Here is a 26,436-nt window from a genome sequence, read left to right as displayed (position 1 = left end):
TTGATCGGCAGCAATCGTCTTGCAGGGCCTGTTCACGTCCTTCCCTGGACGCTAGTTGACAGCGGTTTCTTAGAAACTGTAGCGGGCAGTCAGTTTCATATTTCGCGGGTCGCCGTAGATGTCGTACGGGGTCCAGCCGCCACTGGCCACGCTGCTGTAGTAGGTGCGGTCGAACAGGTTGTTGACGTTGACCTGCAGGTCCAGTTGCTCGCTGGCCTTGTAGCCCGCCACCAGACCGACCACCGCGTATGAACCCTGCTCGTTTTTCCAGGCTGTGGCGCCCGTGCCCCCCGAGGCGCGGATGCGGCTCTGCTGATAGATATCACCACCGACACGCCAGCGTTCCAGCACGCCCGGCAGGGTGTAGATCGTGGACAGCTTGAAGAGTTGACGCGGTTTCTTGCGGTCGAAGTCTTCGCCTTCTCGGGCAGGGTTGGCGTCGTTGACGTATTGGGTCTGGGTGTAGGTGTAACCGGCAGCCAATTGCCAGTTATCGGTCAGGGCGCCCTGGATTTCCAGGTCGACGCCGCGGCTGCGTACCAGGCCGGCAGCTTCGTAGCAGGCGCTGGTGGGGCCTGAACCGCAACCTTTGTAGTCAGGCAAGTCCTGCGCGCGATTCTTCTGGTCGATCTGGAAAACCGCCATGCTGGCGTTCAGTGCGCCCTCAAAGTATTCACCCTTGATGCCCACTTCGTAGTTCTCACCCACTACCGGGACGATCACTTTCCCGTCCAGGCCTTTATCGCTCTGCGGCTTGAAGATATCGGTATAGCTGACATAGACCGAGTGATTGGCGTCCAGGTCGTAGACCAGGCCGGCATAGCGGGTCAGGTTGCGGGTGATCTTGTAGTTATTTTCACTGCTGGCGCTGTCGTCGAATTCGTACCAGTCCAGACGGCCACCGAGAATCAGCGACAGTGGCTCGCTCAAGCGCAGGCGGGTACTGGCATAGACGCTGTCCTGAGTGGTGGTCTCGGGCAGGCCATTACTGCCCTTGACGTAATCGGGCTTGGCATGAGCACCTGGATCCCACTCGAAGGGGTTGCTGCCGGCATCGATGAATTTGCTCCAGGCCTTACCAGAACGATAGTCCAGCTTGCGCTTGCTCACGCCCACGCTCAGGTCATGTTCTTGACCGAGCAACTGGAAGGGGCCATTCAGGGCCAGGTCGTAGCCGGTTTCCTTCTGCTCCATGGCTTCGGTCCATAGATAGTGGCGATCGTATTCCCAAACCGAAGAGGCCAGTACGTCGGTGTCGGTCTTCGATTGCATGGCTGCCAGGCGCAGTGTCCAGTCGTTGGCCAGGCCCTGCTCAAGCGTGGCGAAATAGCCGGTCGTGCGATTGTCCGAGTATTCCCAGTCATGACCCAGGAAGGTGTCGCGTGGTAGCCCAAGATGACCTCCGCCACGGGCCATGGGCAACCCGCCCCAGATATAGTTGGTGTGGTTCTTCTGCCGGTAACCCCCGAGTGTCAGGGTGGTGCTGTCACTCAGGTCGGCGTCGACCACGCCGTAGAACAGATCAGCGTCACTCTCCACTGAGTCACGGAAGCTTTTGGCATCCTGCCGCGATACCACTGTGCGGGCGCGCAGGGTGCCGCTTTCATTGACCGGGCCGCCGACATCCAGTGTGCCGGTGTAATCGTCCCAACTACCGGCACTGCCGGTGAGCGTGCCCTGGAATTGATGGGTGGGACGCTTGCGGATCAGGTTTATAGCGCCAGCAGGGTTGCCGGCGCCCTGGGTCAGTCCGGCGGCACCGCGCACGATCTCTACCCGGTCATACATGGCCAGGTTGGCTTCGCCGCTGGGCAGGTAGGTCAGGAAGCTAGTGGGGAAACCGTCGTACATGACGTTGTCGACGTCGAAACCACGTGCGCTGAAAGTGGGCCACCCAACGCCACCGGAGTTATTGAGAAAAATCCCCGGGGCACTTTTGACCACATCGCTGATGCTGGTCATGGCCTTGTCGTCCATCCGCTTGCGCGTGATCACGCTGACCGACTGCGGCGTTTCGCGCAGGGTCAAGGGCAGCTTGGTGGCAGTCTGCATGGCCCCGGTGGTGTAGGAGCCGCTGTTCTCGGTCGTCGCCGCCAGGTTCTTTGCGGTGATGCTGGTAGCGCCTAGCTCCAGGCCTGTGCCAGTTTGCTGCGGTGTCAGCAGATAGAGACCATTGCCCTGCGATACAGCTTGCAGGCCGGTGCCTTGCAGTAACTGCTGCAGACCGCCCTCAACGCTGGTGGCGGCATTTAGACCAGGGCTGCGCAGGCCTTCCACCAGGCCGGGTTCGATGGGTAGGGTGATACGTGCTTGACTGGCGAAGCCAGAGAGAGCACTGCTGAGGTTGCCGGCCGGCACCTGATAGGTACGACTCTGTTGCGCACCATGCTCGGCCGCCTGTAGCGATGCAGTAGTCAGGCTGCCGCCCGCGATGATCAGACCCAGTGCGGCTGCGTGTACCGCCCGCGCCAATGGTTGCATGCCCTGCGTCGTCGCCATGTGTTCGTCCCCGCCCTATGAAAGTGATGTGATTACGCAAGGGACACCCAGCCTGGGGAAAACACGACAATGATTCTTGTTACGCGTTGGCGCGCGCGGTAATGGTGACCCAGTAGGGCGTGCGATAGTGGACGTTTATCGGCAGGGTCTGGCTCAGGGCGTGAAGGATCTGATCGGTGTCGCGCAACTGGAAAGCCCCGGAGATCAGCAGCCCGGCCACTGCTGGATCGCAACGCAGCAGGCCAGGTCGATAGCGGTCCAGCTCGCCGATGAAGTCATCGAGGCGCATCTTTTCTGCACGCAGCACACCGCTGAGCCAGTCGAGACGATTCTGTGCCAGGGCCATTGAGGGCTCGGTAGCACGGAGGTTGACGTGGGTCTGCCGGCCCGCCGCCAGTCGCATGAGGCCATCATCCCCCGGTGACAACCGCGGGCGCACCTCGACATCGCCCTCCAGCGCGGCGAGATACGTGCTGTGCGGGTACTGACGCACCAGAACACGGCTGCCGAGCAAGGTGATTTGTGCTTCGGCGGTACCGACAATGAGTGAACGCCTGGCATGTTCGCGGGGGGCTTCGACGAGCATCTCGCCGGCGATGAGCCGTATGCGGCGAGCGCTGTCGTCGTAGGCGATATCGACGGCACTGCCAGTGTTCAGGCGAATCTGCCCGCCATCCGGCAGGTGCAGGGTGCGTAGCTCCCCCGTGGCGGTGCGCTCATCCGCCTGCCACTCACGCCACGGCAGGCCACGGTAGGCTGCTAGACCGAGCGGGGCGGCGGCGATCAGCAATGCAAGGGTCTTGAGTACCTGTCGGCGCTCCAGGCTGCGCGGGCGTTCCAGAGCCGCTCGTCCGGCATCACCGGCAAGCTGCTGGGCTCGGCTGCTAAAACACTCGGCCAGTTGCCAGGCCCGTTCGTGATCAGCGTGTCGCGCCCGCCACTCGGCACCGGCGGCATGCTCGGCGGCGCAGGCGCCGCTGTTCTGCAAGCGTACGAACCAGAGGGCCGCTTCCCGGGCAATACGCCGGTCGATGGGGGGCTCACTCATACTGCCCGCTCTGGCTGGCAAGTACGATGCACTCCTCGAAAGCCCGCGCAAGGTAGCGTTGTACCGAACGCACGCTGAGACCAAGCTGGCTGGCGATCTCCTCCTGCGTATAACCTTCCAGTTGCGCCATCAGGAATGCCTGCCGGGTCCTGGCTGGCAGTAGGGCAAGTACTTGGTCGATCTCGTCGAGGGCTTCGAGTACCAGCGCCTGATGTTCCAGCGACGGTGAAAGGTCTTCCGGCGTTTGCGCCAGTACGGCCAGGTAGGCGTGCTCCAGTGAGCGGCGGCGGTAGAGGTTGATGCTCAGGCGATTGGCGATGGTGGCCAGATAGGCGCGCGGCGTCGTGAAATTCAACGGCTCGCCAGGCGCACTGCAGAGCAGTCGCACAAACGTATCCTGGGCCAGGTCCGCCGCATCGGCGGCGTTGCCCAAGCGCCTGCGCAACCAGCTCTGCAACCAGCCATGGTGATGGCTGTAGAGCTGATCGATGGCCTGATGCTGGTGGTGGGATGAAGTGGATTGCACGGGATACTGAGGGTGTTAATGAGAATTCATCTCATTCTATCAGTATAAGTTCGGACTCGTACACGTAAAAGGTTCAGCACTCACTGACTGATGCTCATGTACTGATTGGCAGCCAGGCGATGTAAAAGCCCTCGCCATTACAGACGTGATTGATCCACAACAGACGCCACAGTCACCGAAAAGCATCTGGACAAGGGGGAACACGTATCAAGACGTGTCACCACGCCGGCGGTGGCGGGCCGCCTCACGCGCGGGCTAGTGCGGATGATCAAGCCGCGATAAGTTCACCATACCTTCAGGGTATCCCTTTAGACCTTATCCATATTGGACGCTCGCTACGCCACGCTTCAGCCTGAGGCCAATAACTATAAAGAGGCGCACCATGACCGTGCTATTGAGTGAGCGCAGCCAGATTTTCCAGCGGGCCGATGCCTACGCGGTATCGGACTATGTCAACCAGCATGTGGGCAGCCACTGTATCCGCCTGCCGCCCAAGGGCCGGCCCATGGCGAGTATCAGCCACCGGACCTTTTCCAGCCTGGACTTGTGCCGGATCAGCTACGGCGCGCCAGTGCGGGTCACGTCGGTGGCGCTGGAAACGATCTATCACTTGCAGATCCTGCTGACAGGACACTGCCGCTCCAACTCCCGGGGCGAGGAGCATATCTTCGGGCCGGGCGAGATCTTGCTGATCAACCCGGATGACCCGGTGGACCTGACCTATTCCGCCGACTGCGAAAAATTCATCATCAAGTTGCCGGTGCGCCTGCTGGAAAACGCTTGCCTGGCGCAGCACTGGACGCTGCCGCAGCCGGGTATCCGTTTTGCGGCTGCGCGCCATGCGCTAAGTGAGATGGGCGGTTTCCTGCCGTTGCTGGGGCTGATCTGCCACGAGGCGGAAAACGCCGCCGAGCCGCAAGTGCAGGGGCTGTATGAGCGGATTGTGGCGAATAAGCTGCTGGCACTGCTGGCCAGCAACGTGTTGCGGGTGATCCCCCAGGCGGCTCAAGGGGGCGGCTTCGAGGCGGTGCGCGAGTTTATCGAAGAGCACCTGGGTGAGGACATCAGCATCGAGCAACTGATGGCAGTGGCCAAGGTCAGCGAGCGTTCGCTGTACAGCCTGTTCGAGCGCCAGGTTGGCCTGTCGCCCCGTGACTATGTGCGCCGGCGCAAGTTGGAGCGGGTGCATGCGCGCTTGCAACTGATCACGACGCGCAGTGTGACGGAAGTGGCGCTGGACCACGGCTTCATGCACCTGGGACGTTTTTCCGAGGCCTATCGCAAACGCTTTGGCGAGCTGCCTTCGCAGACCTGGAAGCGCCATCGATAAGCGGCTTGCGCCAGCCGGATACTGATTTGCAGGAAGCGGATATTGGGGAGGAGGACGAACACGTACGGTGAGGGCGCCTGATACAAGAACAACGGAGGGCCTGCCCCATGACCAGTACACTCGACCGCCTCGCTGTACAACTGCGCGAGTCCGTTCAGGAAGATCCCGCTACCGGGGTGTTCCGCTGCCGCCGCGATATCTTCACCGACCCCGACCTGTTCGCCCTGGAGATGAAGCATATCTTTGAGGGGGGTTGGATCTACCTGGCCCATGAAAGCCAGGTGCCCGAGATCAACGATTACTACACCACCTGGATTGGCCGCCAACCGGTGGTCATCACCCGTGACAAACAGGGCACGCTGCACGGGCTGGTCAACGCCTGTGCCCACCGTGGCGCCATGTTGTGCCGGCGCAAACAGGGCAACAAGGGCTCATTCACCTGCCCATTCCATGGCTGGACCTTCAGCAACGCCGGCAAGCTGCTCAAGGTCAAGGATGCGAAGACCGGCGCCTATCCGGACAGCTTCGACTGTGACGGCTCCCATGACCTCAAGCGCCTGGGCCGCTTCGAAAACTACCGCGGTTTCCTGTTCGGCAGCCTCAGCGAGGCAGTGCCGGAACTGAGCGATTACCTGGGCGAAACCCGGGTCATCATCGACCAGATGGTCGACCAGGCCCCCTTGGGCCTGGAGGTGCTGCGCGGCAGTTCGTCCTATGTCTACGATGGCAACTGGAAGCTGCAGATCGAGAACGGCGCCGACGGTTACCACGTCAGCTCCGTGCACTGGAACTACTCGGCGACCATGGGCCGGCGCAATTACGAGGCTGAAGGCACGCGCACCGTCGACGCCAATGGCTGGTCGAAAAGCCTGGGCGGGGTCTACGCCTTCGATCACGGGCATATCCTGCTGTGGACGCGCCTGCTCAACCCCGAAGTGCGCCCGGTACATGCGCACCGCGATGCCTTGGCCGAACGCCTGGGCCAGGAACGTGCCGACTTTATCGTCGACCAGACCCGCAACCTGTGCCTGTACCCAAACGTGTACCTGATGGACCAGTTCTCCACGCAGATCCGCGTGGTGCGGCCGATTGCGGTCGACAAGACCGAAGTGACGATCTATTGCATGGCGCCGATTGGCGAAAGCGCCCAGGAGCGGGCGACGCGTATCCGCCAATACGAAGACTTCTTCAACGTCAGCGGTATGGGCACCCCGGATGACCTGGAGGAATTCCGTGCCTGCCAGACCGGCTACCAGGGCGCGAGTACCTTATGGAATGACCTCAGTCGTGGCGCCAAGCAGTGGGTTGAAGGGGCCGACGAAAATGCCCGGGCCATGGGCATGCACCCGCAACTGAGCGGGATAAAGACCGAGGACGAGGGGTTGTTCGTGCGCCAGCACGCGCACTGGGCCCAGAGCCTGCAGCGCGCGATCCAGCGTGAACAGCAAGGCCTGATCGCCAGCGACCGGGAGCTGCAGCCATGAGCCTGTCCCGTGACCGCCTGCTGGATTTCCTCTACCGCGAAGCACGCCTGCTGGATGACCGCCAGTGGGATGAATGGCTGGGGTGTTATTCGCCCAAGGTGGAGTTCTGGATGCCCGCCTGGGACGACTACGACACCCTCACCGAAGATCCGCAAAGCGAAATCTCGCTGATCTACTACCCCAGCCGTGACGGCCTGGAAGACCGCATCTTCCGGATCAAGACCGAACGCTCCAGCGCCAGCACGCCTGAGCCGCGCACCGTGCATATGATCTGCAACCTCGAAGTGCTGGCCGACGATGGCACCCAGGTGGAGCTGCGTTTCAACTGGCACACCCTCAGCCATCGCTACAAGACCACGGACAGCTATTTCGGCACGTCCTTCTACAGCCTGGATATGCGCGGCGAACAGCCGCTGATCACGCGCAAGAAGGTGGTGCTGAAAAACGATTACATCCACCAGGTCATCGACATCTACCACATCTGAGGACACCGCCATGACCTATGCCATTGCCCTGAACTTCGAGGATGGGGTGACACGTTTCATTGACTGCAAGGTGGGGGAGAAGGTCCTCGATGCTGCCTTTCGCCAGCGTATCAACCTGCCCATGGATTGCTCGGACGGTGTGTGCGGCACCTGCAAATGCCGCTGTGAAACCGGCGCCTATGACTTGGGCGACGACTATATCGAGGATGCCCTGAACGCGGATGAAGCCCAGGAGCGCCAGGTGCTGACCTGCCAGATGGTGCCGCAGTCCGATTGCGTGATTGCCGTGCCGGTGCCGTCCAGTGCCTGCAAGACCGGCACCACGCACTTTGCCGCGACACTGGCCGGCATTGTCCGTCACGCCGATGCCGCGCTGGAAGTGAGTTTCGAGCTGGATCAGGCCCCGGTGTTCCTGCCCGGCCAGTACGTGAATATCGGTGTGCCCGACAGCGGGCAGACGCGTTCGTATTCTTTCAGTAGCCGCCCTGGCGATACCCACGCCAGTTTCCTGATCAAGCATGTGCCGGGCGGGTTGATGAGTGGCTGGCTGGAACGCGCGCAGCCAGGCGACAGCGTGCCAATGAGCGGGCCACTGGGCAGTTTCTACCTGCGTGAGGTCGTGCGGCCGTTGCTGTTATTGGCCGGTGGTACTGGCCTAGCGCCGTTTCTGTCGATGCTCGAAGTGCTGGCGCAACGCGGGGAAGACCGGCCGATCACGCTGATCTACGGGGTGACGCGGGATCAGGACCTGGTGCTGGTCGAGGCCCTGCAGGCGTTCGCCGCACGCTTGCCCAACCTCGACGTTGTCACCTGCGTGGCCGATCCGCAGACCGCGCACCCGCGCCAGGGCTACGTCACCCAGCATATGGCCAGCAAGGCCCTGAACGACGGCGATGTAGACGTCTATCTGTGCGGGCCGCCGCCGATGGTCGATGCGGTGCGCCAGCATTTCAAAACACTCGGGCTGAGCCCGGCCAGTTTCCATTACGAGAAATTCACCCCCAACGCTGTCGCCAGCTGCGATGCGGCCTGAGGAAATCAGCATGAATCCACGTTTTGACAGCAAGGTCGCGCTGGTCACCGGCGCCGCCCAGGGCATTGGTCGGCGTGTCGCCGAGCGTTTGCTGGAAGAGGGCGCCTGGCTGGTCGCAGTCGATCGCTCGGAACTGGTGCATGAACTGCAGCACGACCGAGCGCTGACCCTGACTGCCGACCTTGAGCAACATGCCGAGTGCGCCCAGGTGATGGCCGCTGCCAAGGTGCGTTTCGGACGCATCGATATTCTGGTCAACAACGTCGGCGGGACCATCTGGGCCAAGCCCTTCGAGTACTACGCCGAAGCGCAAATCGAAGCCGAAGTGCGCCGCTCGCTGTTCCCTACGCTGTGGTGCTGCCATTGCGTGCTGCCTTACATGCTGGAGCAGGGCAGCGGGGCCATCGTCAATGTGTCTTCGGTCGCCACGCGCGGGGTCAATCGCGTGCCCTATGGCGCGGCCAAGGGCGGGGTGAATGCCCTGACCGCCTGCCTGGCCCTGGAGACCGCCGGCAGCGGTATTCGCGTCAATGCCACCGCACCGGGTGGCACCGAGGCACCGCCACGCCGCATCCCGCGCAACAGCCAGCCACAGAGCGCGCAGGAGCGCGTGTGGTACCAGCAGATCGTCGACCAGACCCTCGACAGCAGCTCGATGAAGCGTTACGGCAGCATCGACGAGCAAGCGGGCGCGATTTTGTTCCTGGCCTCGGACGAGGCCTCCTATATCACCGGCGTGACCTTGCCGGTAGGAGGTGGCGACCTCGGCTGATTCGCCTTCACCTGCAGACATTGACTCACAACAACAATAAAGAGAGCACTGCCATGCGTACCCATGACGTTCATTCGATTATCGATAATGCACCTTTCAACCGCTTTCACTGGCTGATCGTGAGCCTGTGTGCCTTGCTGTTGATCTTTGATGGCTATGACTTGTTTATCTACGGCGTAGTCCTGCCCTCGATCATGCGCGAGTGGGGGCTCACGCCCTTGCAGGCCGGCGCCCTGGGCAGCTATGCGCTGTTCGGCATGATGTTCGGCGCGCTGATCTTCGGCACCCTGGCCGACCGCTTCGGGCGCAAGAAAGGCATCGTCTTTTGTTTTGCGCTGTTCAGCATCGCTACCGTGGTCAACGGCTTTGCCAGCAGCCCCACCGAATTCGGCATCTGCCGCTTTATCGCCGGGCTCGGCTGTGGCGGGCTGATGCCCAACGCGGCCGCGCTGATCAACGAATATGCGCCGAAGAAAGTCCGCAGCACCTTGATGGCCTTCATGTTCAGCGGCTATTCCCTGGGCGGCATGCTGGCGGCCAGTGTGGGCATCTTCATGCTGCCGGCCTACGGCTGGTCGTCGATGTTTTTTGTGGCCGTTATCCCACTGCTGTTGCTGCCGCTGATTGTGCTCTGGCTGCCCGAGTCCATCGGTTTCCTGATCCGCCAGGGCCGGATGGAGCAGGCGAGGGCGTTGCTCAATCGCTTGTCGCCGGGCACCCGGATCGATGCCGAGGACGAGTTGCTCGTGACAGACAGCAAAGGCAAGGGCGCCTCGGTGATAGAGCTGTTCCGTCATGGCCTGGCGGTACGTACGGCGATGATCTGGACGGCGTTTTTCTGCTGCCTGTTGATGGTCTATGCCTTGAGTTCGTGGCTGCCCAAGCTGATGGCCGGGGCCGGTTATAGCCTGGGGTCGAGCCTGTCGTTCCTGATTGCCTTGAACCTGGGTGGCATGGCCGGGGCGCTGATCGGCGGGCGTTTGGGCGATCGGTTGAACCTGGTGAAAGTGGTGATCAGTTTCTTTGCCGCCGCAGTGGTGTCGATCAGCCTGTTGGGCATCAACAGCCCGATGCCGGTCCTGTATCTGCTGATCTTCATCGCGGGCGCCACCACCATCGGCACGCAAATCCTCCTGTATGCCGGGGCGGCGCAGCTCTATGGCCTGTCGATTCGCGCCACGGGCCTGGGCTGGGCGTCCGGTATCGGGCGCAATGGCGCGATCGTCGGCCCGTTGCTGGGCGGCGCGCTGATGGCGATCGAACTGCCCCTGCAACTGAACTTCATGGCCTTTGCCATCCCCGGTGCCATAGCAGCGCTGGCGATGACGGTGTTTGCCCTGAATGAACGGCGTACCCGTATTGGCCTGCCGGCTGCCCAGGCGCTGTAACCGTTCTAACCGTCGATAATAAAAACAAAGAGCAACGACATGAACACACAACGAATCTGGCTTTCCCTGCTAGGGCTGCCCCTTGCCGCAACGGCTGGCGAGGGTGGCTTTTTCGAGAGTTCCACCGCCACCTTGCAGGCCCGCAACTACTACTTCAGCCGCGACTTCTCGGACATTGTCGGCGCCAACCAGCAGTCCAAGGCCGAGGAGTGGGGCCAGGGCTTTATCCTCACCTATAAATCCGGTTACACCCCAGGCCCGGTGGGCTTTGGCCTGGATGCGCTGGGCACCCTGGGTCTCAAGCTCGACAGCAGCCCCGACCGAGTCAATAGCGGCTTGCTGCCGGTCAAGGACGATGGCCGTGCCGCTGACAACTACAGTCGCCTGGGCCTGACCTTCAAGGCGCGGCTGTCCAGGAGCGAACTGAAGGTCGGTGAGTTGCAGCCGAACCTGCCGGTACTGGCCTTCAGCGACATACGCCTGCTGCCGCCCAGTTACCAGGGACTCAGCATCAGCTCCAGTGAAATCACCGGCCTCACCCTGCAGGCCGGGCACTTGACCAGCACCAGCCTGCGTAATGAGGCCGGTGATGAAAAAATGCTCGCCATGCTCGGCCATATACCGCAGCGCGGGGCTCAGAGTGATGCTTTCAACTATGCCGGGGGCGACTACACCTTCAATGGCAATCGCAGCAGCGTCAGCGCCTGGCATGGGCAGTTGCAAGACATCTATGCCCAGGACTTTATCGGCCTCAAGCACAGCCAGCCGTTCGGAAACTGGGTGTTGGGCGCCAATTTGGGCTACTACACTGCGCGGGAGGATGGCGACCAGTTGCTCGGCAAGATCGATAACCAGGCGTTTTTTTCGCTGCTGTCGGCCAAGCGCGGTGGCCATACCTTCTACGTGGGTTATCAGGCCATGTATGGAGACAGTGCCTTCCCGAGGGTATTTGCCAATGTCACGCCATTGGGCAATGAAGTGCCGACCTACGAGTTCGCGTATACCGACGAGCGTTCATGGCAAGTGCGCCATGACTACGACTTCGCCGCATGGGGGATGCCGGGGCTGACGACCACGCTGCGCTATATCACGGGCGACAATGTGAGTACCGGCGCTGGTTACGAAGGGCGGGACCGCGAGCGGGACCTGGATATCGGGTATGCCGTGCAAAGCGGCGTGCTCAGAGGTTTGGGTATCCGGGTACGTAATGTGATGGCACGCTCTAATTACCGCAGTGATATCGATGAGAATCGGCTGATCCTCAGTTACACCTGGACGCTGCTTTAAGACACTGTCCGGGCAATTGATTGCAGCCACCGATAAGCGGGCAGGGCATCAGGCCCAGCTCGCTTGGCTGGACCCAGATCAGCGGAACCTGACGTTCAGCCATAACCCGCTAAAGCTGCCAAAGGGCAACCAGGTAATATCACCGACGAACGTATTGGCAAGTTGCGTGGCTTCAGACTGTGGGACCTCCAGATTGCCCAGGACCCCTGAGGTCACGAACGAAAGCGTATTCACATCCCCTCCGTCGAACAGGCTTGAATAGCCCCGGGGAATTAGCAGCGACTGCTCGTTGTAGGGAACCAGTGAGCTCACGCTTGTGCGAGGGGACACCGTTGCCCAGATGCGCTCAATTCCCCGGACCACGCGCGACTGCCTGAGGGTGCCGGCTACCGCAGTTGTTGCCTTGCCGATGAGGTTTCTGGCAACCGCTGGCAGAGACTGTCCCAGATACGCGGTCAACTTCACCACTTTGGCCGCCAGGGTGCCCAGCCCGCCTGCTGCCCCGGTGCCCAGGGAGATCCAGGCGAGGATGCCAGATGCAGTGGGGTCCGAGTCTTTGATAATTACCGAGGCAATGCCGGCGGCGAGCGAGGCAGTGGCAAGCCCTACAATAGCAGCAGTCAGTAACAGCGAAGTTCCTCCGGTCATCACAGCAGTCAATACGCCAATTCCTCCCCAAATTATCGTATGAATCAATCCTCCCCCCTCTGACCCGAAGCCTACTGGGCCAGGCAGGTTATCCCCCCAGATCTCCCGTAAACGCTGCGACACGGAAAAGTGTCCGGTGGGGTCCTGATAATTGACCGGATCCCCTTCGGCACAGTAGGCATAGAGGTTGGGCCCGCCTTTGCCGAACGGGCTGAGTGCATCCGGGGTATGAAACTGCAGGCTGGCGGCGTCATACCAGCGACCGCCCATGCCCAGCGGGTACTGGCCGGTAGAGATATCGCGGTATTCGCCGTTGAAACCCAGCACGGAGTCGGGTTCGTCCGAAAAGTGCTCGCCAAAGGCGGTATAGGCGTGATGCTTGAGGGTTTGCGCCTGGGCATCGTAACTGACCACTACGCTGCCGTTGATATCCCGCAGTTCAAACAACGTCCGCTGGACCCCTGAACGCTTGATCTGCTGGGCGGTGCAGGCGGCACTGCCGGGGTTCAGGGTGCGGTGGGTGTCGTTACTGCCGAGGGCGTAATCGCCACACACCTTGAGTTCGTCGTAGATAACCTGGCTACCATCACGGGTCATCAGACGGTCGGAGGGGTCGTAGCGATAGTGTGTACTGCCAGCCTGGATCAGCCGTCCCAGCCAGTCATAACGATAGGTTTTGCCCGTTTGATCCTGGGTTACCCGCCCGGCAGTGTCATAACTCAACGTGGCAGAAGCGGTGTAGTCCCCATGGCTGTTCACAACTTTTGCCAAGCGGTAGCCATTGAGGGCGTCGTAGGTATAGGTGGCGGTGTTTTTCGCGGTGCCGAAGGTGGTGATGCAGGTAAGCACATTACCCAGGGCATCGTAGGTGAACTCTTGCTTGTCGACGTTTTTGTGGGTGGGTGTCATTGGCCGCCAGACACCGGTGGTGGTACAGGCCTTGAGCCGGCCTCCGGGGGTATAGGTCAGGCTGCGCGCCCCCAGAACACTCGCGCCTTGCTTCAACTGAGCCGACTTGAGCTTGCCGTCCGCGTAGTAAGCGTTCTCCAGCGTGAGGTCAACGCTACCGGCGAGGGTGAATTGGCGGCTGGTTTCACGTTGCTGCGAGTCGTGGGTGTACTTCACAGCGAAAGTCACCGGCAACATAGGAGCAAGCTCATAGGGGCCTTTAATGATTTCTTCACGAAGCCGCCCCTGGTCATCGTAAAAGTGACTGCTGGCGAAATGAGCGTTGTTGGTCGTGGAGCGCTGCCCATTGACGCTGTAGTTAAACAGCGTCTGGTTAGCCACCACGTCTGTACTGTCGAGCAGATGGGCATCTAGCGAGTGAGTAGACAGCACCTCTTTGCTTTCACCAGGTTCGGTTTGCACCAGCTGTTGAGTGACTAGCTTCTGCAGGTCATGGTTGAACTGTAGAAAGTGCTCCCCCTCGGTTGCGGTGGCAATCCCTTGTGCGCCATAGGCGTAGGTGAACGTCTTCTGCGCGCTGGCATCCGGCTTGCTTGTCTTGGCCAGGCGGTTGCCCAACTCCTTGATGTAGTCATGCTTGAGCACGCGGCCGTCGGCAGTCACAGTGGTGGTGGGTACCGGGCTGCTACCGCTGTAGGTGTAGGTTTCGGTGCAAGAGCCACGTGTGAGCGAGGTGACTCGGCCCCAACTGTCGAAGCTGCGTTTGCCCAGTATTTGCCGGTTTGCGCCAACCTCGATCTCGATTTGCGTGGCGTCCTGCATGAGCCAATGCACCGGGTAGGTGTAGTGATAGGTGTACACGAAGGGAAGGTCGAGCAAACCCCTGCCTTTTTCGCTGTGCCGTTCCTTGATCAGGCGGCCACTGCCATCGTAGGTGTAGTCAATGGTGATAAAGCCCAGCTCACTGTCGGTGGACAACTGTTTTACTTGCTTGGCCCTGCTGTAGCTGGCTGTCTGGGTTTGATAGACATTGCCGTCCTGGCCTTTCCATTCGATCTTCTTGATGGTCTCGTCCGGGTTGGTGGCGTGCTTGTCGGTGGCTTTGCCGGTCCATTGGCTGCGGGTCAAGGCGATGGGGTCATAGTGATTGAATGCTTCACGGCCATCGCTGTAGCGCAGGCTGCTGGCTTTATTCCAATCGTCGTATTGCGCTTCCTGCCATTGGGTCAACTGAACCCCGTTTCGGTCGTAATCAAAACTCGATTTACGCAGTTCACGGCCAATGCGGTCGTAGGTGACAGCCTTGGTTTGTTTGTTCTGGCTGCCTTCGATCAAGTACTCGCTCACCAACTGGTCCTGGCCGTCGTATTGGCTCAAGCGCGTTTGCCCGTTGGGCTCGGTGATCTTCACCTGCGCGGGGGCGGGGTAGGCGTAGGTGGTGACCTGGCGATAGGTCGTGCTTTGTGCACAGATGGTCAGGGTGGCTAGCTGCCCGTATTGGTTATAGGCAAACTCGGTACGGTTGCCATCGGCGTCGACCTGGCGGATGAGACGGCCGCTGAGAATGCTCAGGGTTTGCGATGAGGTGCGGGTGTTGCCAGTTTCATCTGTGTCAGTGGTTATGGTAGTCAGTTCTGTATTTTCAGTCCCTCCGAGTGCGTAGTCGAAGGTACGAAGCGGATCGACAGCAATCGCATGTCGGTCGCGGGTTCCTAAGGTGCTCTTGCGCTGCCACGCCAAGCGCCCTTTGCGAAAGTCGTTGTCTTCGAAGTACACGTTGACCTGACCGGTCAAGGCCGCATCGGCAAGGGACTCGTTGGCGAGACTGCCTTGCAGGGTACTCTGAAGTTTATACTCGCTCAGGCCTGGAACTTTACGGTAAGTATGATATTTGAAAGTAATTATATTAAGCAGTATGGGTAGTACTTCTGGTAGCAACTCCGGAATTATTGCCAACAGGCTGGGGTCGCCGACTATCTCGGTGTCAAGATAAGTTGAAATGAATGGCTCTGTCTCTATAGGGATGTTCTGTCTCGGGCTCCAATCACGGTTGGGCGGATTACTGGTTTGTTGCTGAGAGCGCGCCCCGATGTCGTCCAGCAAGCGATTCAATAATCTTTCGCTGCCTGTGGCTGGAGACTTCATTTTATTGATTGAAAAAGGGATGTAGTCCAGTGCAGTGGTTATTTCTTCCTGTCGATTTCTGATAAGTACAGGGTCGAAACGATTTTCGATGGTCTCTTTACGACTCTTGCCCGCCTTGGTGTAAGTTGTGGCGGTGGTTCGGCTGAGCAATTTTCCCACGCCTCCAAACTCGTCCAGTTCTTCCACTTCGACGAGCGCATATTCTGTTTTGGTCGTTGCAGTGCCCTGCACCAGCACTTCGGACGTAACGTTGTGCTTCTCATTGTAATTATAAGTAGTCGTACGAACGGCCGGCACCCCCTCACTCATGATCGTGCGGTAATGATCAGGATCCTGACGCTGGTACACATAGCCAGTCATCACCGGAGTCCCACCGCCATTCGGAGTCAACGTATGGGTGCTGACACAGGGCAGTGCCGACAGCTTGGGGTTATCCGGAAACGTCAGCCCATTGTCCAGATACTCCACCTGCTCCTGGAGCCCATCGAAGCTGGTGATTTTAGTCAATAGCCAGCCGCAGGTCGGGTGATCCAGGTACTCGAAACGGCTATTGATATCTGCCCCAAGGCTGACGGATTTGAGTGCGTAATCCTCGATGGCCAGGTTGTAGCTCAAGGTTTCAACAGCATCGTCGGGCCAGAACGTCAGCGTGGCCGAACTGACAACCGGTGTGGCATTCGGATCCCCTGGGGTGTATTGCACCTTGAGCAGGCTGCGAGTGGTGTCGCGGATTTCGCTCAACTGGATCTGGTAGTAGGTTTTGGTATCGATGACATGGGCGGTCGTCATCCAGCTCAGGGTTACGCTGTTATAACCATCGGTGGTCAGGGACTCGGGGACGTAAATGCCGGTATTTTCCAGCAGGACCAGCACTTCCTTGCGGCCACCTTTGCGGTGTACGGTCAGCTTGCCCGCGCTCCATTTGGCAATAACGGCTGATTGCGTTAGGTCTGTATCTTTTTCCACCGTCAGCACTTCACCGGAATGCAACGTGAGCTTCTTGTGCCTTTCACTGTAGGTGGTCATGGCATAGAACCAACCATCCCCCAGCGCCGCTTCGTTATTGACCACCGGAGTGTTGTGCAGGCTCATTTCGATCACCGGCCCGTTGCCGGCGTTGCCTGTTACCGAAGGCAATGGCACATAGACTTCAAACAGACCGGTACGTGGGTCCACCACATTGCGTTTTTGCGTGGTGGCATTAAAGATCGGGTCGTTTTCGTCGTCGGTTGGGTCGGTGCCCATGGGGTTATGCGCCATCATCCTCTCCTGGGTTTTTTATGTTCCTCGTTCAAACGCTACGTGCCCGTCGCTGGAGATGTAACTGTCAACTCTCACAGTCGTTTATATCGTTTAGTAATGGGTGTAGGATTTTTTACTCCCTCCTTTAACCGTGGAGCTGCGTGTGGAACCCATCACGATGAACCCGAATATTGACCCTCAACCCGTATGTAGCCCGATCACCAGCAGCGCCATTTTCATGGTCGCCACACTTGCCCCTGGCAACGATGCGGCCAGGACGGTACGGAAATGGTGCGGCGATATCGCAGCCCTCACGCGCTCGGTCGGCAAGCGCGTGCCCGACGGCAACTTGACCTGTGTGTGCGGCTTTGGCTCGACGGCCTGGGATGGATTGTTCGGCAATCCACGCCCGGCCGCCCTGCATCCGTTTCAGGCAGTTGGTGTAGCAGGGCGCATGGCGGTTGCCACGCCTGGGGATGTGTTGCTGCACATTCGCGCCGATCGCATGGACCTGTGCTTTGAACTGGCCGCGCAAATCATGGTGGCCCTGGGCGATGCGGTGACCGTGGTCGATGAGGTCCAGGGTTTCCGCAATTTCGATATGCGCAGCATCATTGGGTTTGTCGACGGCACCGAGAACCCAACCGGGCGCAAGGCCGTCGGTTTCACCATCGTCGGTGACGAAGATCCGGCATTCAGTGGTGGCAGCTATGTGCTGGTGCAGAAGTACCTGCACAACATGACGGCTTGGAACGCCTTGTCCACCGAGGCCCAGGAACGGGTGATCGGGCGCACCAAACTGTCGGATATCGAGCTGGCAGATGAGGTCAAGCCGAGCAACTCACACAGTGCCTTGACCACCCTCACCGAGGATGGCGAGGAAGTGAAAATCCTGCGCGACAACATGCCGTTCGGCCGGCCGGGAGCGGGGGAGTTCGGTACCTACTTCATCGGCTATGCGCGTTCGCCGCAGCCCTTGGAACGGATGCTTGCGAACATGTTTGTCGGCCTGCCTGCCGGCAACTATGACCGGTTGCTGGACTTCAGTACGGCGGTTACTGGCAGCTTGTTTTTCGTGCCGTCCGCTGACTTGCTGGAAGAGTTGGCTGAGCGTGAGCCATAAGCGTCAGGTAAGGCTCACTTCGCCACGGCCGACATCAGCAACTTGCGAATCTCCCCGGTAATCGCACTTTTGGTGCCTTGCTCCAAGATCCCCACCCGGCGTACTGCCAAGTCGCCGGGCAGCGGCAGGACGCGCAGGCTGGGGTCTTTGTCCCAGTCAAAGTTCTTCAACAGCGGCACGATCGCCACCCCGACTTGCTGGCGGACCAGGTCGGCGATGCCGATGATCGAGTTCAGTTCGAGGATTTCCAACGGTTCGACCGATTCACTCTTGATGATCGACTGCACCTTGCGGCCCACGGCGGTGGACCTGTCATAACGGATGAACGGCTGAGTCCTGAGCAATTCCACGGCATCGTTGATACCGGCGGTCTGTGTGGTATTGGCGAGCATGACGATGGGCTCGTTGTAGAGCAGGGTCCAGCTCAAGCCGTCGAAGTTTTGCCGCGCCGTCTCGATCAGCAGGGCCGCATCGAGCTTGGCGGCGTGCACCAGGTTGACCACTTCATCGGAGCGCGCGGTCATCAGGTTGACCGATATGCGCGGGTGCAGTTTTTTCAGTTGCACCAGGCAATTGGCGAGCAGGCCCATGCCCGAGGTAATACCGCCGATGGACACTTCGCCCTCCATGGCCATGTCATCGGGTGCCTCGGCGATCATTTGCTCGTAGTCCGCCAGCAGGCGCTTGGCCTTGGGCAGCAACAACACGCCATCGCGACTCAGCTTGATCTGCCGCTGGCTGCGGTCGAACAGCGGCCGGCGCATCTCTTCTTCGAGGGCGCGCATTTGCAGGCCGACGGCGGCGTTGGTGAGCGCCACCCGGTCGGCGGCGGCGGCGAAACTGCCGTACTCAGCGACGGCGATGAACGTCTTGAAGAAACGGATGTTGCTCATAGGGAGGCCCGTAGTCATGGGTGCGGATCAATAGTAAAGGTTTTGTTTACTCTTGCTAAAGTTAAATTAGTTTTTCTTTTTATAGCGGGCGACCAATACTCCAGTCCGAACTGACTCGGCGAACTTTCCCCCATGAGCAATCCAGATATCAGCCCTGAAGATGCAGCCTTGCGTGCTGCAAAGAACGTGTACCACCTTGGCGCGACCACCGTGTATTCGCATCATGAGGACAGTCGTTTTGCTTACACCCTCTACGTGCCTGAAGCCATCGAGGACAGCAACCGGCCAGTAGATCTGGTGGTGTCGCTGCACGGCTCGACCCGTGCGATGGAGATTTACCGCAATGGCTTCGCAGAGTTTGGCCGCTGGAACGATTGTGTGATCCTGTCGCCGCTGTTCCCGGTCGGCGTGCTGGGGGACGGCAACGGTGATGGATACAAACAGATGGTCGAAGGCGATATCCGCTACGACCAGGTATTGCTCGACATGATCGCCAGTGTTGGCAAGCGCTACGGTCGCCGCTTCGATACCTTCGCGCTGTTCGGCTATTCCGGCGGCGGGCAATTCACCCATCGTTTTTGCTACCTGCACCCGGAGAAACTCTGGGCAGCGTCCATCGGTGCGCCGGGTTCGGTGACCTTGCTGGATGCCGACCAGGACTGGTGGGTGGGCGTGCGAGACTTCGCGACGCGCTTTGGCAAACCGCTGAACCTGCCAGCCTTGCAGCAGTTGCCGGTGCATATGGTGGTGGGGGATTCGGACCTCGAAACCTGGGAAATCACCCACCGCGAAGGCGGCAAACACTTCATGCCCGGTGCCAACGCTGCTGGCCGCACGCGCCCGGAGCGCCTGGCCAGCTTGAAGGCCAGTTTCGAAGCCGCCGGCGTGCAGGTGCACTTCGATCTGCTGCCCAACGTCGCGCACCAGGGCATCAAGGCCATGCCGGCTGCCCAGGATTTTTTCGCCAAGGTGTTGCGCCACAAGCGCAGCCTGGGCTGATACACCGCAGGTAGATGCACTCAGAACAGACCGTATAACAATAACCAAGGATTCACTCATTCTGATGCCGGTCCTGCCTTGGCCTTCGGCCACTGACCGGAAAATTCCTTCAAGGAGTCTTTCTCCCGTGAATAATTACGTAAAGACGGCACTGGCCGTCGCGATGTCGGCGTGCACCTTGTCCATGGCGGTTGCGCAAGACCAGGTCATCAGCGTGGGCCTCAACGGTGATATCCGCAGCACCGACCCAGGCGTCAACCGCGACGACAATACCGACGCGGTGATGATGCATATCGTCGAAGGGCTGGTGGCGTACCGTGAAGACACCAGCATCGCGCCAATGCTCGCCAGCGCGGTTGCCGTCTCGCCGGACGGCCTGCGCTATACCTTCACTCTGCGTGACGGCGTGCACTTTCAAAATGGTCAACTGCTGAGCGCCAAGGATGTGCAATGGACCTGGCAGCGCTACCTGGATCCCAAGACCCAGTGGCGTTGCCTGGCGGAGTTCGATGGGCGCGGCGCAGCCAAGATCGTCGATGTGGCCACGCCCGATCCGAAAACCGTGGTGTTCACGCTGGACCAGGCCAACGGCTTGTTCCTGGCCGCGATGGCCCGTCCCGATTGCGCCGGCAGCGGCATCCTGCACCCGGACTCCCTGGCCGCCGATGGCAGTTGGCGCGCCCCGATTGGCACCGGGCCGTTCACCCTGGGCAAATGGCAGAAGGGCCAGTACGTCGAGCTGGATCGCTTCAAACAATACACCCCACGGGCCGAAACCGAGGCGGATGGTTACACCGGCAATAAGCAGGCGTTTGTCGACACGGTGCGTTTCGAGGTAATCCCCGACTCGGCCTCGGCCAAGGCCGCGCTGCTGTCGGGTGGTGTGGACCTGCTGCCGGACGTGACCGCGATGGACGCGGCACAACTCAAGCAGGTGAAGAACCTGCAGATCCAGGTCAGCCCGATCATGACCATCAGCGGCCTGTTATTCCAGACTCGCGACCCCTTGCTCAAGGACGTGCGCATCCGTCGTGCGGTGGCGTTGTCCCTGGATTATTCGCAGATGGTGGCGGCGTTGTCCGATGGCTTGTCGGTGGTCAACAACTCGGTCATCCCCACCGCGAGCCCGTACTACGACGGCACCGCGCACCAGGGTTATACCTACAACCTCGACGAGGCCCGGCGCCTGTTGAAAGAGGCCGGCTACAGCGGTGAAAAAATCCGCATGCTGGTCAATAAACGCTACCCGCAGATGTTCGACATGGGCCTGCTCAGCCAGGCCATGACCCAGGCGGCAGGGATCAATATCGAGATGGAGACCCTGGAGTGGGGCACGCAACTGGAGCGCTACCAGACCGGCAGCTACCAGATGATGTCGTTCTCCTATTCAGGGCGATTCGATGCGGCGCAAAGCTACGAATCAGTGATCGGCGACAAGAACAAGGAGCCGCGCAAAGTCTGGGACAACCCCCAGGCCTTGGCGATATTGCGTGAGGCCCAGCGTGAAATTGACCCCGCCAAGCGCCAGCCACTGTTCGACAAGTTGCATACGCTGATGCTTGAGGATGTGCCCATGGTGGTCATCTACAACGGCACGGCCATCGGCGCCATGGGTAAGCGCGTCGAGGGTTATCGTTCCTGGCCCGTTGCCAAGCCGCGCCTGTGGGGCGTGAAGCTGGCCGACACTTCCAAGTAAGGCGAGCGCTATGTTTCGATTCATATTGCACAGGCTCGGCATGGCGGTGCCGACCCTGTTGCTGATCTCGGTGATTGTCTTTGCCTTGATCCGCCTGATCCCCGGCGACCCGGCGTTGCTGATGCTGGGCGACATGGCCGACCCGCAAAGCCTGGCCGACATGCGTAGCAGTCTGGGGCTGGACCACTCGGTGGTGACCCAGTACCTGATCTGGATCAAGTCGGTACTCAGCGGCGACCTTGGTGTGTCCATCAGCAGCCGCCAGCCGGTGCTGCAATTGCTGGTCGAGCGCTTCAGCGTCAGTGCGACCGTGGTGCTGGTGGCGGTATTGCTGGCGACCCTGCTCGCGGTGCCGGTGGGTTTGCTCGCTGCCTGGAAGCAAAACAGCGCGATGGACCTGGGCCTGGTGGCGACGGCGACTTTGTTGCTGTCGGTGCCGAGCTTCTGGTTGGGCTTGCTGCTGCTGTATGTGTTCGGCATTCAACTGGGTTGGCTGCCGGTGATCGGTTACGTCGGCTTTGCCAGCGACCCGATGAAAGCGCTGACCTATGTGGTACTGCCGATCATCACTTTGACCCTGGTGGAGTTCGGTGCCATTGCCCGGATGGCGCGGGCCAGCACCATTGAGGTACTGCGCCTGGAATACATCGCCCATGCACGGGCCAAGGGCTTGTCAGAAGGCGCGGTGTTGTGCAAACACGCCTTGCGCAACGCGTTTGCGCCGACCTGGACCTTGATTGGCCTGATCCTCGGTAACTTGCTCGGCGGCATTGCGGTATTGGAAACCGTGTTCACCCTGCCAGGTATCGGCCGCTTGATGGTCGATGCGATCTTCTCCCGCGACTACCCGGTGCTGCAGGGTTGCCTGCTGCTGGTCACCTGCATCTATGTGTTGGTCAACCTGTTGGTGGATCTGCTGTATCCGCTGTTCGATCCAAGGGTGAAGCTATGAACCTCAAGACTCCTGCCTTGCCCACCGTGGCGGCGACCCAGCCTCGGCGGCGCCGGCGTTACCCACCGCTGAACGCCCTGATCGGCGGCAGCTTGCTCGCGGCCCTGGTGTTACTGGCATTGCTCGGCGTGGTGTGGACACCTTACGACCCGCTCAAGCTGGACCTGCTCTCGCGCCTGCATGCGCCGAGCGCCATGCATTGGCTGGGCACCGACGAGTTTGGCCGCGACGTGTTCAGCCGCCTGATCATTGGCGCGCGTACCAGCCTGTGGATCAGCCTGCTTTCGGTCAGCGTGGCGGTCATCTGCGGCACGCTGATCGGCATGCTCGCCGGCTACCTGCGCGGTTGGACCGACCGTGTGTTGATGATGCTCAACGATGCGTTGCTGGCGTTTCCCGGCATTCTCATGGCCCTGGGCATCATGGCGATTGTCGGTGCCAGCCAGTACGGCATCGTGCTTGCCCTGGGCATTGCCTACACCCCGTCGGTGGTGCGGGTGGTGCGCGGCAGCGTGCTGTCGTTGCGTGAACTGGAATTCATCGAGGCGTCGCGGGTTATCGGCAACTCCGAGCTGTACACCATGTTCCGCCACATCACGCCCAACTGCCTGGCGCCTTTGTGTGTGCTGGCCACCAGCATGTTTGGCTGGGCGTTGCTCTCGGAGAGTGCGCTGAGCTTCCTCGGCCTTGGGGTTCCACCACCGGCCGCGACCTGGGGCAGCATGCTCTCGGCGAGCCGCACCTATATCTCGACGGCGCCGTGGCTGGGGATCTTCCCAGGCATCTTTATCAGCCTGACGTTGCTGGCTATCAATCTGTTCGGCGATGCCTTGCGTGATCGTCTCGACCCGCGCATGAGGAAATGAGCATGAGTGCTCCAGTGCCTTTACTGGCCGTTGAAAGTCTACAGATTCGTGTCGGCGTGGACGGTCCGCTGGCCGTCGATGACTTCAGCTTCACCCTGGCCCCGGGCGAAATCGTCGCACTGGTGGGTGAGTCCGGCAGCGGCAAGACCATGGCCGCACGCGCTGCCATTGGCCTGCTGCCGGCACCGATGCAGGTCTGCGGCGGGCGCATCACCTTCCAGGGCCAAGCGTTGGACAGCCGCAATGCCAAGGCCATGCGTGAGCTGCGTGGCGCGCGGATCGGCATGGTGTTCCAGGAGCCGATGGTCTCGCTCAACCCTGCGCTGACCATTGGCCGGCAGATGAGCGAGGCGCTCAAGCTGCATACCGCACTGGATGCGGCAACGATCCGCGAGCGTTGTATCGCCATGCTGCAACGCATCGGCATCAAGGACGCGCAAAAGTGCCTGGCATCCTACCCGCACCAATTCTCCGGCGGCATGCGCCAGCGCATCATGCTGGCCTCGGTGATGTTGCTGCGCCCGGCGCTGTTGATCGCTGACGAACCCACCACGGCCCTGGACTGCCTGGCACAACTGGACGTGATCGAGTTGATGCTGGAACTGACCCGCGAGCAGGGCACCGCGATTCTGTTTATCAGTCACGACCTGTCCCTGGTGGCGCGTTATGCCCACAAAGTGGTGGTGATGCGCTCGGGCAAAGCGGTGGAGCAGGGGCGCATCGAAGATATCCTCTTCGCCCCCAAGGCCGAATACACCCGGCAGTTGCTCGAAGCCCTGCCTCGGCGCGGCGAACTCGTACCCTTGCCAACGGCCGACAGCGCGTTGTTGCAGGTCCGGGAGGTGTGTATCGAACACCCGGGGCCTCGCAGTTTCTGGGGGCGCAGCGAGCCCAAGCGCGTGGTGCACTCGGTAAACCTGAGCATCGCTGCGGGCGAGACCCTGGCCCTGGTCGGCGGCAGCGGCTCGGGCAAGACCACCCTCGGGCGTGCGGTCGTCGGCTTGGTCAACCCGTGTGCCGGGGCGATCCTGTTCCAGGGCGTGGACATCCTGAAGGCCGCCAATCGGGCGCATCGCCTGCAATGCCAGATGATTTTCCAGGATCCGTATTCATCCCTCGACCCACGCATGACGGTCGGCCAGATCATCGCCGAGCCGCTGCGCCACGAGCCAGCCCTGACGCCTGCGCAAAAGCGCCAGCGAGTCACCGAGACCCTGGCGGACGTGGGCTTGCCCGAGCAATTTCGCGAGCGCTTTGCCCATCAACTGTCCGGCGGCCAGCGCCAGCGGGTGGCGATTGGCCGGGCGCTGGTACGACGGCCCAAACTGGTGATTGCCGATGAGCCGATTTCGGCACTGGACATGACCATCCAGAAGCAAATCCTCGAATTGTTCGAGCGTCTGCAACGCCAATATGGCTTTGCCTGCCTGTTCATTTCCCACGACCTCTCGGCGGTGGAGCGCATCGCCCATCGCGTGGCGGTGATGAACCAGGGCGAAGTGGTCGAAATCGGCCCGCGTGACACGATTTTCGATACCCCGCAACACCCTTATACCCGCCGGCTACTCGCGGCGGCCAGCCCCTTGGAAAAACGTGCGGACGGTAGTTACCGCCTCCGCGCCAGTGTGATTTAGGTACCGCTGCACCCCAGGCCTTGGCATGCAAACCCAACCCTTCGCACATCGACGATGTGTGAAGCAGGCGAAGCCATGGCCGAAGAAAACAAAAACAACCCCACTCAACCTGTCTGCCAGGAACCTACACATGAAGAACCGCATCAACAAAGTTGTCACCCGTGCCAGCGTCATGGGCGCCGGTTTCATGCCCTTGTTTGCCCAGGCCGACTTTGTCGCCGACAGCAAAGCCGTGCTTGAGTTGAAGAACTACTACTTCAACCGCGACTACCGCGAATCCAGCGGGCAGAACAAGCGCGCCGAATGGGCACAGGGGTTTATCCTCAAGGTCGAATCGGGCTTTACCGACGGTACGGTGGGCTTTGGCCTGGACGCGGTCGGCATGTTGGGTGTGAAGCTCGATTCGAGCCCGGACAACTCCGGCACCGGGCTGCTGGCGCGCTCAAGCACAGCTGAGCCAGGCTCCCCCAGCTACGCCCGCCGCGCCCACGACAACTACTCCAAACTCGGCATCACCGGCAAGGCGCGCCTGGCCAAAAGCGAACTGCGCGTGGGCTATATGGTGCCTGACCTGCCGACCTTGCAGCCGAACCTGAGCCGCCTGTTCCCGCAGAGTTTCAGCGGCACGGCACTCACCTCCAAGGACATCGACAAGCTGACACTGACCGCGGGCCAACTGGACCAGGTCAAGCAGCGCGACTCGACTCACTATGAGGACATGGGGCTCACCAGCCAATATAGCGCCTATAAAAGCAGCGCCAAAAGCGATGAGTTCCGCTATGCCGGCGGTGAGTACGCACTGACGCCGACGACCTTCGTGACTTACCAATTCGCGCAATTGGAAAGCCTGTACCAACAGCATTACCTGGGTTTGAAAAACAGCTTCAAGTGGGGCCCGGGCACGTTCAAGACGGACATCCGCTACTTCAACGCCAGTGAAGACGCGGCAGCCCTGGCCGGCAAGGTGGATAACCGGGCGTTGAGTACCCGTATCGGCTACGGCCTCTACGGACACAACCTCAGCGGCGGTTACCAGGCGCAATACGGTTCGACGCCGTTCACGTATGTGGACGGTACCAACACCTACCTGTTTACCGAGTACCAACTGGCCAACTTCTCCCAGACCGGAGAGCGCGTGTGGCATGCCCGTTACGACTATGACTTCGCCTCGCTGGGCATTCCGGGCCTGCTGTTCTCGACGCGTTATGCCAAGGGCGACAACGCCAAGGTCATCGGCTTCAACGGCGAAGGGCGCGAGTGGGAGAGGGACCTGAGCCTCGGCTATGTGGTGCAGAACGGTACGTTCAAGGACGTGTCGCTGCGCTGGCAGAACGCCAGTGCCACCAGCAACTTCGCCCGTGATACCAACGAAAACAGAGTGATCCTGGGCTACACCGTGGCGCTCTGGTAGCGGTAATGGCATGCAGCAGGCACCGCCTGTTGCATGCCCAGGCAGTGGAAATAAGGGGATAGATCA

19 protein-coding genes are annotated in these 26,436 nt (G+C 60.5%); 14 read left to right on the top strand and 5 right to left on the bottom strand.

Features of this window, described 5'->3' with window-relative positions; all coding sequences use genetic code 11:
• Positions 1-69 precede the first annotated feature (69 nt).
• The 3 genes from FJD34_RS02200 to FJD34_RS02190 all read right to left on the bottom strand — a co-directional run bounded on the left by FJD34_RS02200 (position 70) and on the right by FJD34_RS02190 (position 4,073).
• Entirely contained in the window at positions 70-2,499 is a 2,430-nt protein-coding gene (locus tag FJD34_RS02200) for a TonB-dependent siderophore receptor (RefSeq protein ID WP_223232673.1), read from the bottom strand.
• Between the two features lie 79 nt (positions 2,500-2,578).
• Positions 2,579-3,547 (bottom strand): FecR domain-containing protein, encoded by a 969-nt coding sequence (locus FJD34_RS02195; RefSeq protein WP_090291085.1) that lies wholly within the window; start codon positions 3,545-3,547, stop codon positions 2,579-2,581.
• Positions 3,540-4,073, bottom strand: a complete 534-nt coding sequence (locus FJD34_RS02190) for a sigma-70 family RNA polymerase sigma factor (RefSeq protein WP_090291086.1) — start codon at positions 4,071-4,073, stop codon at positions 3,540-3,542. Before FJD34_RS02190 ends, FJD34_RS02195 begins: the two co-directional genes overlap by 8 nt.
• 382 nt (positions 4,074-4,455) lie before the next feature.
• Between FJD34_RS02190 and FJD34_RS02185 the strand changes: the two genes are divergently transcribed.
• The 7 genes from FJD34_RS02185 (at position 4,456) to FJD34_RS02155 (ending at position 11,852) form a co-directional block, all read left to right on the top strand.
• On the top strand, positions 4,456-5,403 hold the full coding sequence (locus tag FJD34_RS02185; RefSeq protein ID WP_032860474.1) for an AraC family transcriptional regulator: 948 nt from the start codon (positions 4,456-4,458) through the stop codon (positions 5,401-5,403).
• A gap of 107 nt (positions 5,404-5,510) precedes the next feature.
• Entirely contained in the window at positions 5,511-6,887 is a 1,377-nt protein-coding gene (locus tag FJD34_RS02180) for a Rieske 2Fe-2S domain-containing protein (protein ID WP_032860473.1), read from the top strand.
• Positions 6,884-7,372 carry a benzoate 1,2-dioxygenase small subunit gene (benB, locus tag FJD34_RS02175; RefSeq protein WP_090291087.1) on the top strand — a complete coding sequence of 163 codons (489 nt, stop codon included), beginning with the start codon at positions 6,884-6,886 and terminating at the stop codon, positions 7,370-7,372. The genes FJD34_RS02180 and benB overlap by 4 nt, the downstream gene beginning before the upstream one ends.
• A gap of 10 nt (positions 7,373-7,382) precedes the next feature.
• Positions 7,383-8,405: a benzoate 1,2-dioxygenase electron transfer component BenC gene (benC, locus tag FJD34_RS02170; RefSeq protein ID WP_090291088.1), complete on the top strand. Its 1,023-nt coding sequence runs from the start codon at positions 7,383-7,385 to the stop codon at positions 8,403-8,405.
• Between the two features lie 10 nt (positions 8,406-8,415).
• The gene (locus FJD34_RS02165; protein WP_032860470.1) at positions 8,416-9,177 is read left to right on the top strand and encodes a 1,6-dihydroxycyclohexa-2,4-diene-1-carboxylate dehydrogenase; all 762 of its coding nucleotides are present in this window, start codon (positions 8,416-8,418) and stop codon (positions 9,175-9,177) included.
• A gap of 53 nt (positions 9,178-9,230) precedes the next feature.
• Positions 9,231-10,565 (top strand): MFS transporter, encoded by a 1,335-nt coding sequence (locus FJD34_RS02160; protein ID WP_090291089.1) that lies wholly within the window; start codon positions 9,231-9,233, stop codon positions 10,563-10,565.
• 39 nt (positions 10,566-10,604) lie between these two features.
• Positions 10,605-11,852: an OprD family porin gene (locus tag FJD34_RS02155; protein WP_090291090.1), complete on the top strand. Its 1,248-nt coding sequence runs from the start codon at positions 10,605-10,607 to the stop codon at positions 11,850-11,852.
• A 78-nt stretch (positions 11,853-11,930) separates the two neighbouring features.
• Here FJD34_RS02155 and FJD34_RS02150 read toward each other — a convergent pair whose 3' ends face one another.
• Complete coding sequence (locus FJD34_RS02150) at positions 11,931-16,814, bottom strand: RHS repeat domain-containing protein (RefSeq protein WP_162276347.1); 4,884 nt, start codon at positions 16,812-16,814, stop codon at positions 11,931-11,933.
• 160 nt (positions 16,815-16,974) lie between these two features.
• On the opposite strand from FJD34_RS02150, the gene FJD34_RS02145 reads away from it, so the two are divergent.
• Complete coding sequence (locus tag FJD34_RS02145) at positions 16,975-17,919, top strand: Dyp-type peroxidase (protein WP_032860465.1); 945 nt, start codon at positions 16,975-16,977, stop codon at positions 17,917-17,919.
• Positions 17,920-17,933: 14 nt separating this feature from the next.
• Here FJD34_RS02145 and FJD34_RS02140 read toward each other — a convergent pair whose 3' ends face one another.
• Entirely contained in the window at positions 17,934-18,812 is an 879-nt protein-coding gene (locus FJD34_RS02140) for a LysR family transcriptional regulator (RefSeq protein ID WP_032860464.1), read from the bottom strand.
• Between the two features lie 132 nt (positions 18,813-18,944).
• Here FJD34_RS02140 and FJD34_RS02135 point away from each other — a divergent pair, with 132 nt between their 5' ends.
• The 6 genes from FJD34_RS02135 (at position 18,945) to FJD34_RS02110 (ending at position 26,370) form a co-directional block, all read left to right on the top strand.
• Positions 18,945-19,811, top strand: a complete 867-nt coding sequence (locus FJD34_RS02135) for a hydrolase (protein ID WP_065943212.1) — start codon at positions 18,945-18,947, stop codon at positions 19,809-19,811.
• 127 nt (positions 19,812-19,938) lie between these two features.
• Positions 19,939-21,507: an ABC transporter substrate-binding protein gene (locus FJD34_RS02130; protein WP_065943211.1), complete on the top strand. Its 1,569-nt coding sequence runs from the start codon at positions 19,939-19,941 to the stop codon at positions 21,505-21,507.
• Between the two features lie 10 nt (positions 21,508-21,517).
• Entirely contained in the window at positions 21,518-22,459 is a 942-nt protein-coding gene (locus FJD34_RS02125; RefSeq protein WP_032860461.1) for an ABC transporter permease, read from the top strand.
• Complete coding sequence (locus FJD34_RS02120; RefSeq protein ID WP_032860460.1) at positions 22,456-23,325, top strand: ABC transporter permease; 870 nt, start codon at positions 22,456-22,458, stop codon at positions 23,323-23,325. The genes FJD34_RS02125 and FJD34_RS02120 overlap by 4 nt, the downstream gene beginning before the upstream one ends.
• Positions 23,326-23,327: 2 nt before the next feature.
• Positions 23,328-24,959, top strand: a complete 1,632-nt coding sequence (locus tag FJD34_RS02115) for an ABC transporter ATP-binding protein (protein WP_090291092.1) — start codon at positions 23,328-23,330, stop codon at positions 24,957-24,959.
• A gap of 130 nt (positions 24,960-25,089) precedes the next feature.
• Positions 25,090-26,370 (top strand): OprD family porin, encoded by a 1,281-nt coding sequence (locus FJD34_RS02110; protein ID WP_090291093.1) that lies wholly within the window; start codon positions 25,090-25,092, stop codon positions 26,368-26,370.
• Positions 26,371-26,436 lie beyond the last annotated feature (66 nt).

This window comes from Pseudomonas brenneri (genome assembly GCF_007858285.1).
Lineage (GTDB): Bacteria > Pseudomonadota > Gammaproteobacteria > Pseudomonadales > Pseudomonadaceae > Aquipseudomonas > Aquipseudomonas brenneri.
Note: the sequence above shows the minus strand (reverse complement) of the source record. Positions and strands in the feature narration are given on the sequence as shown.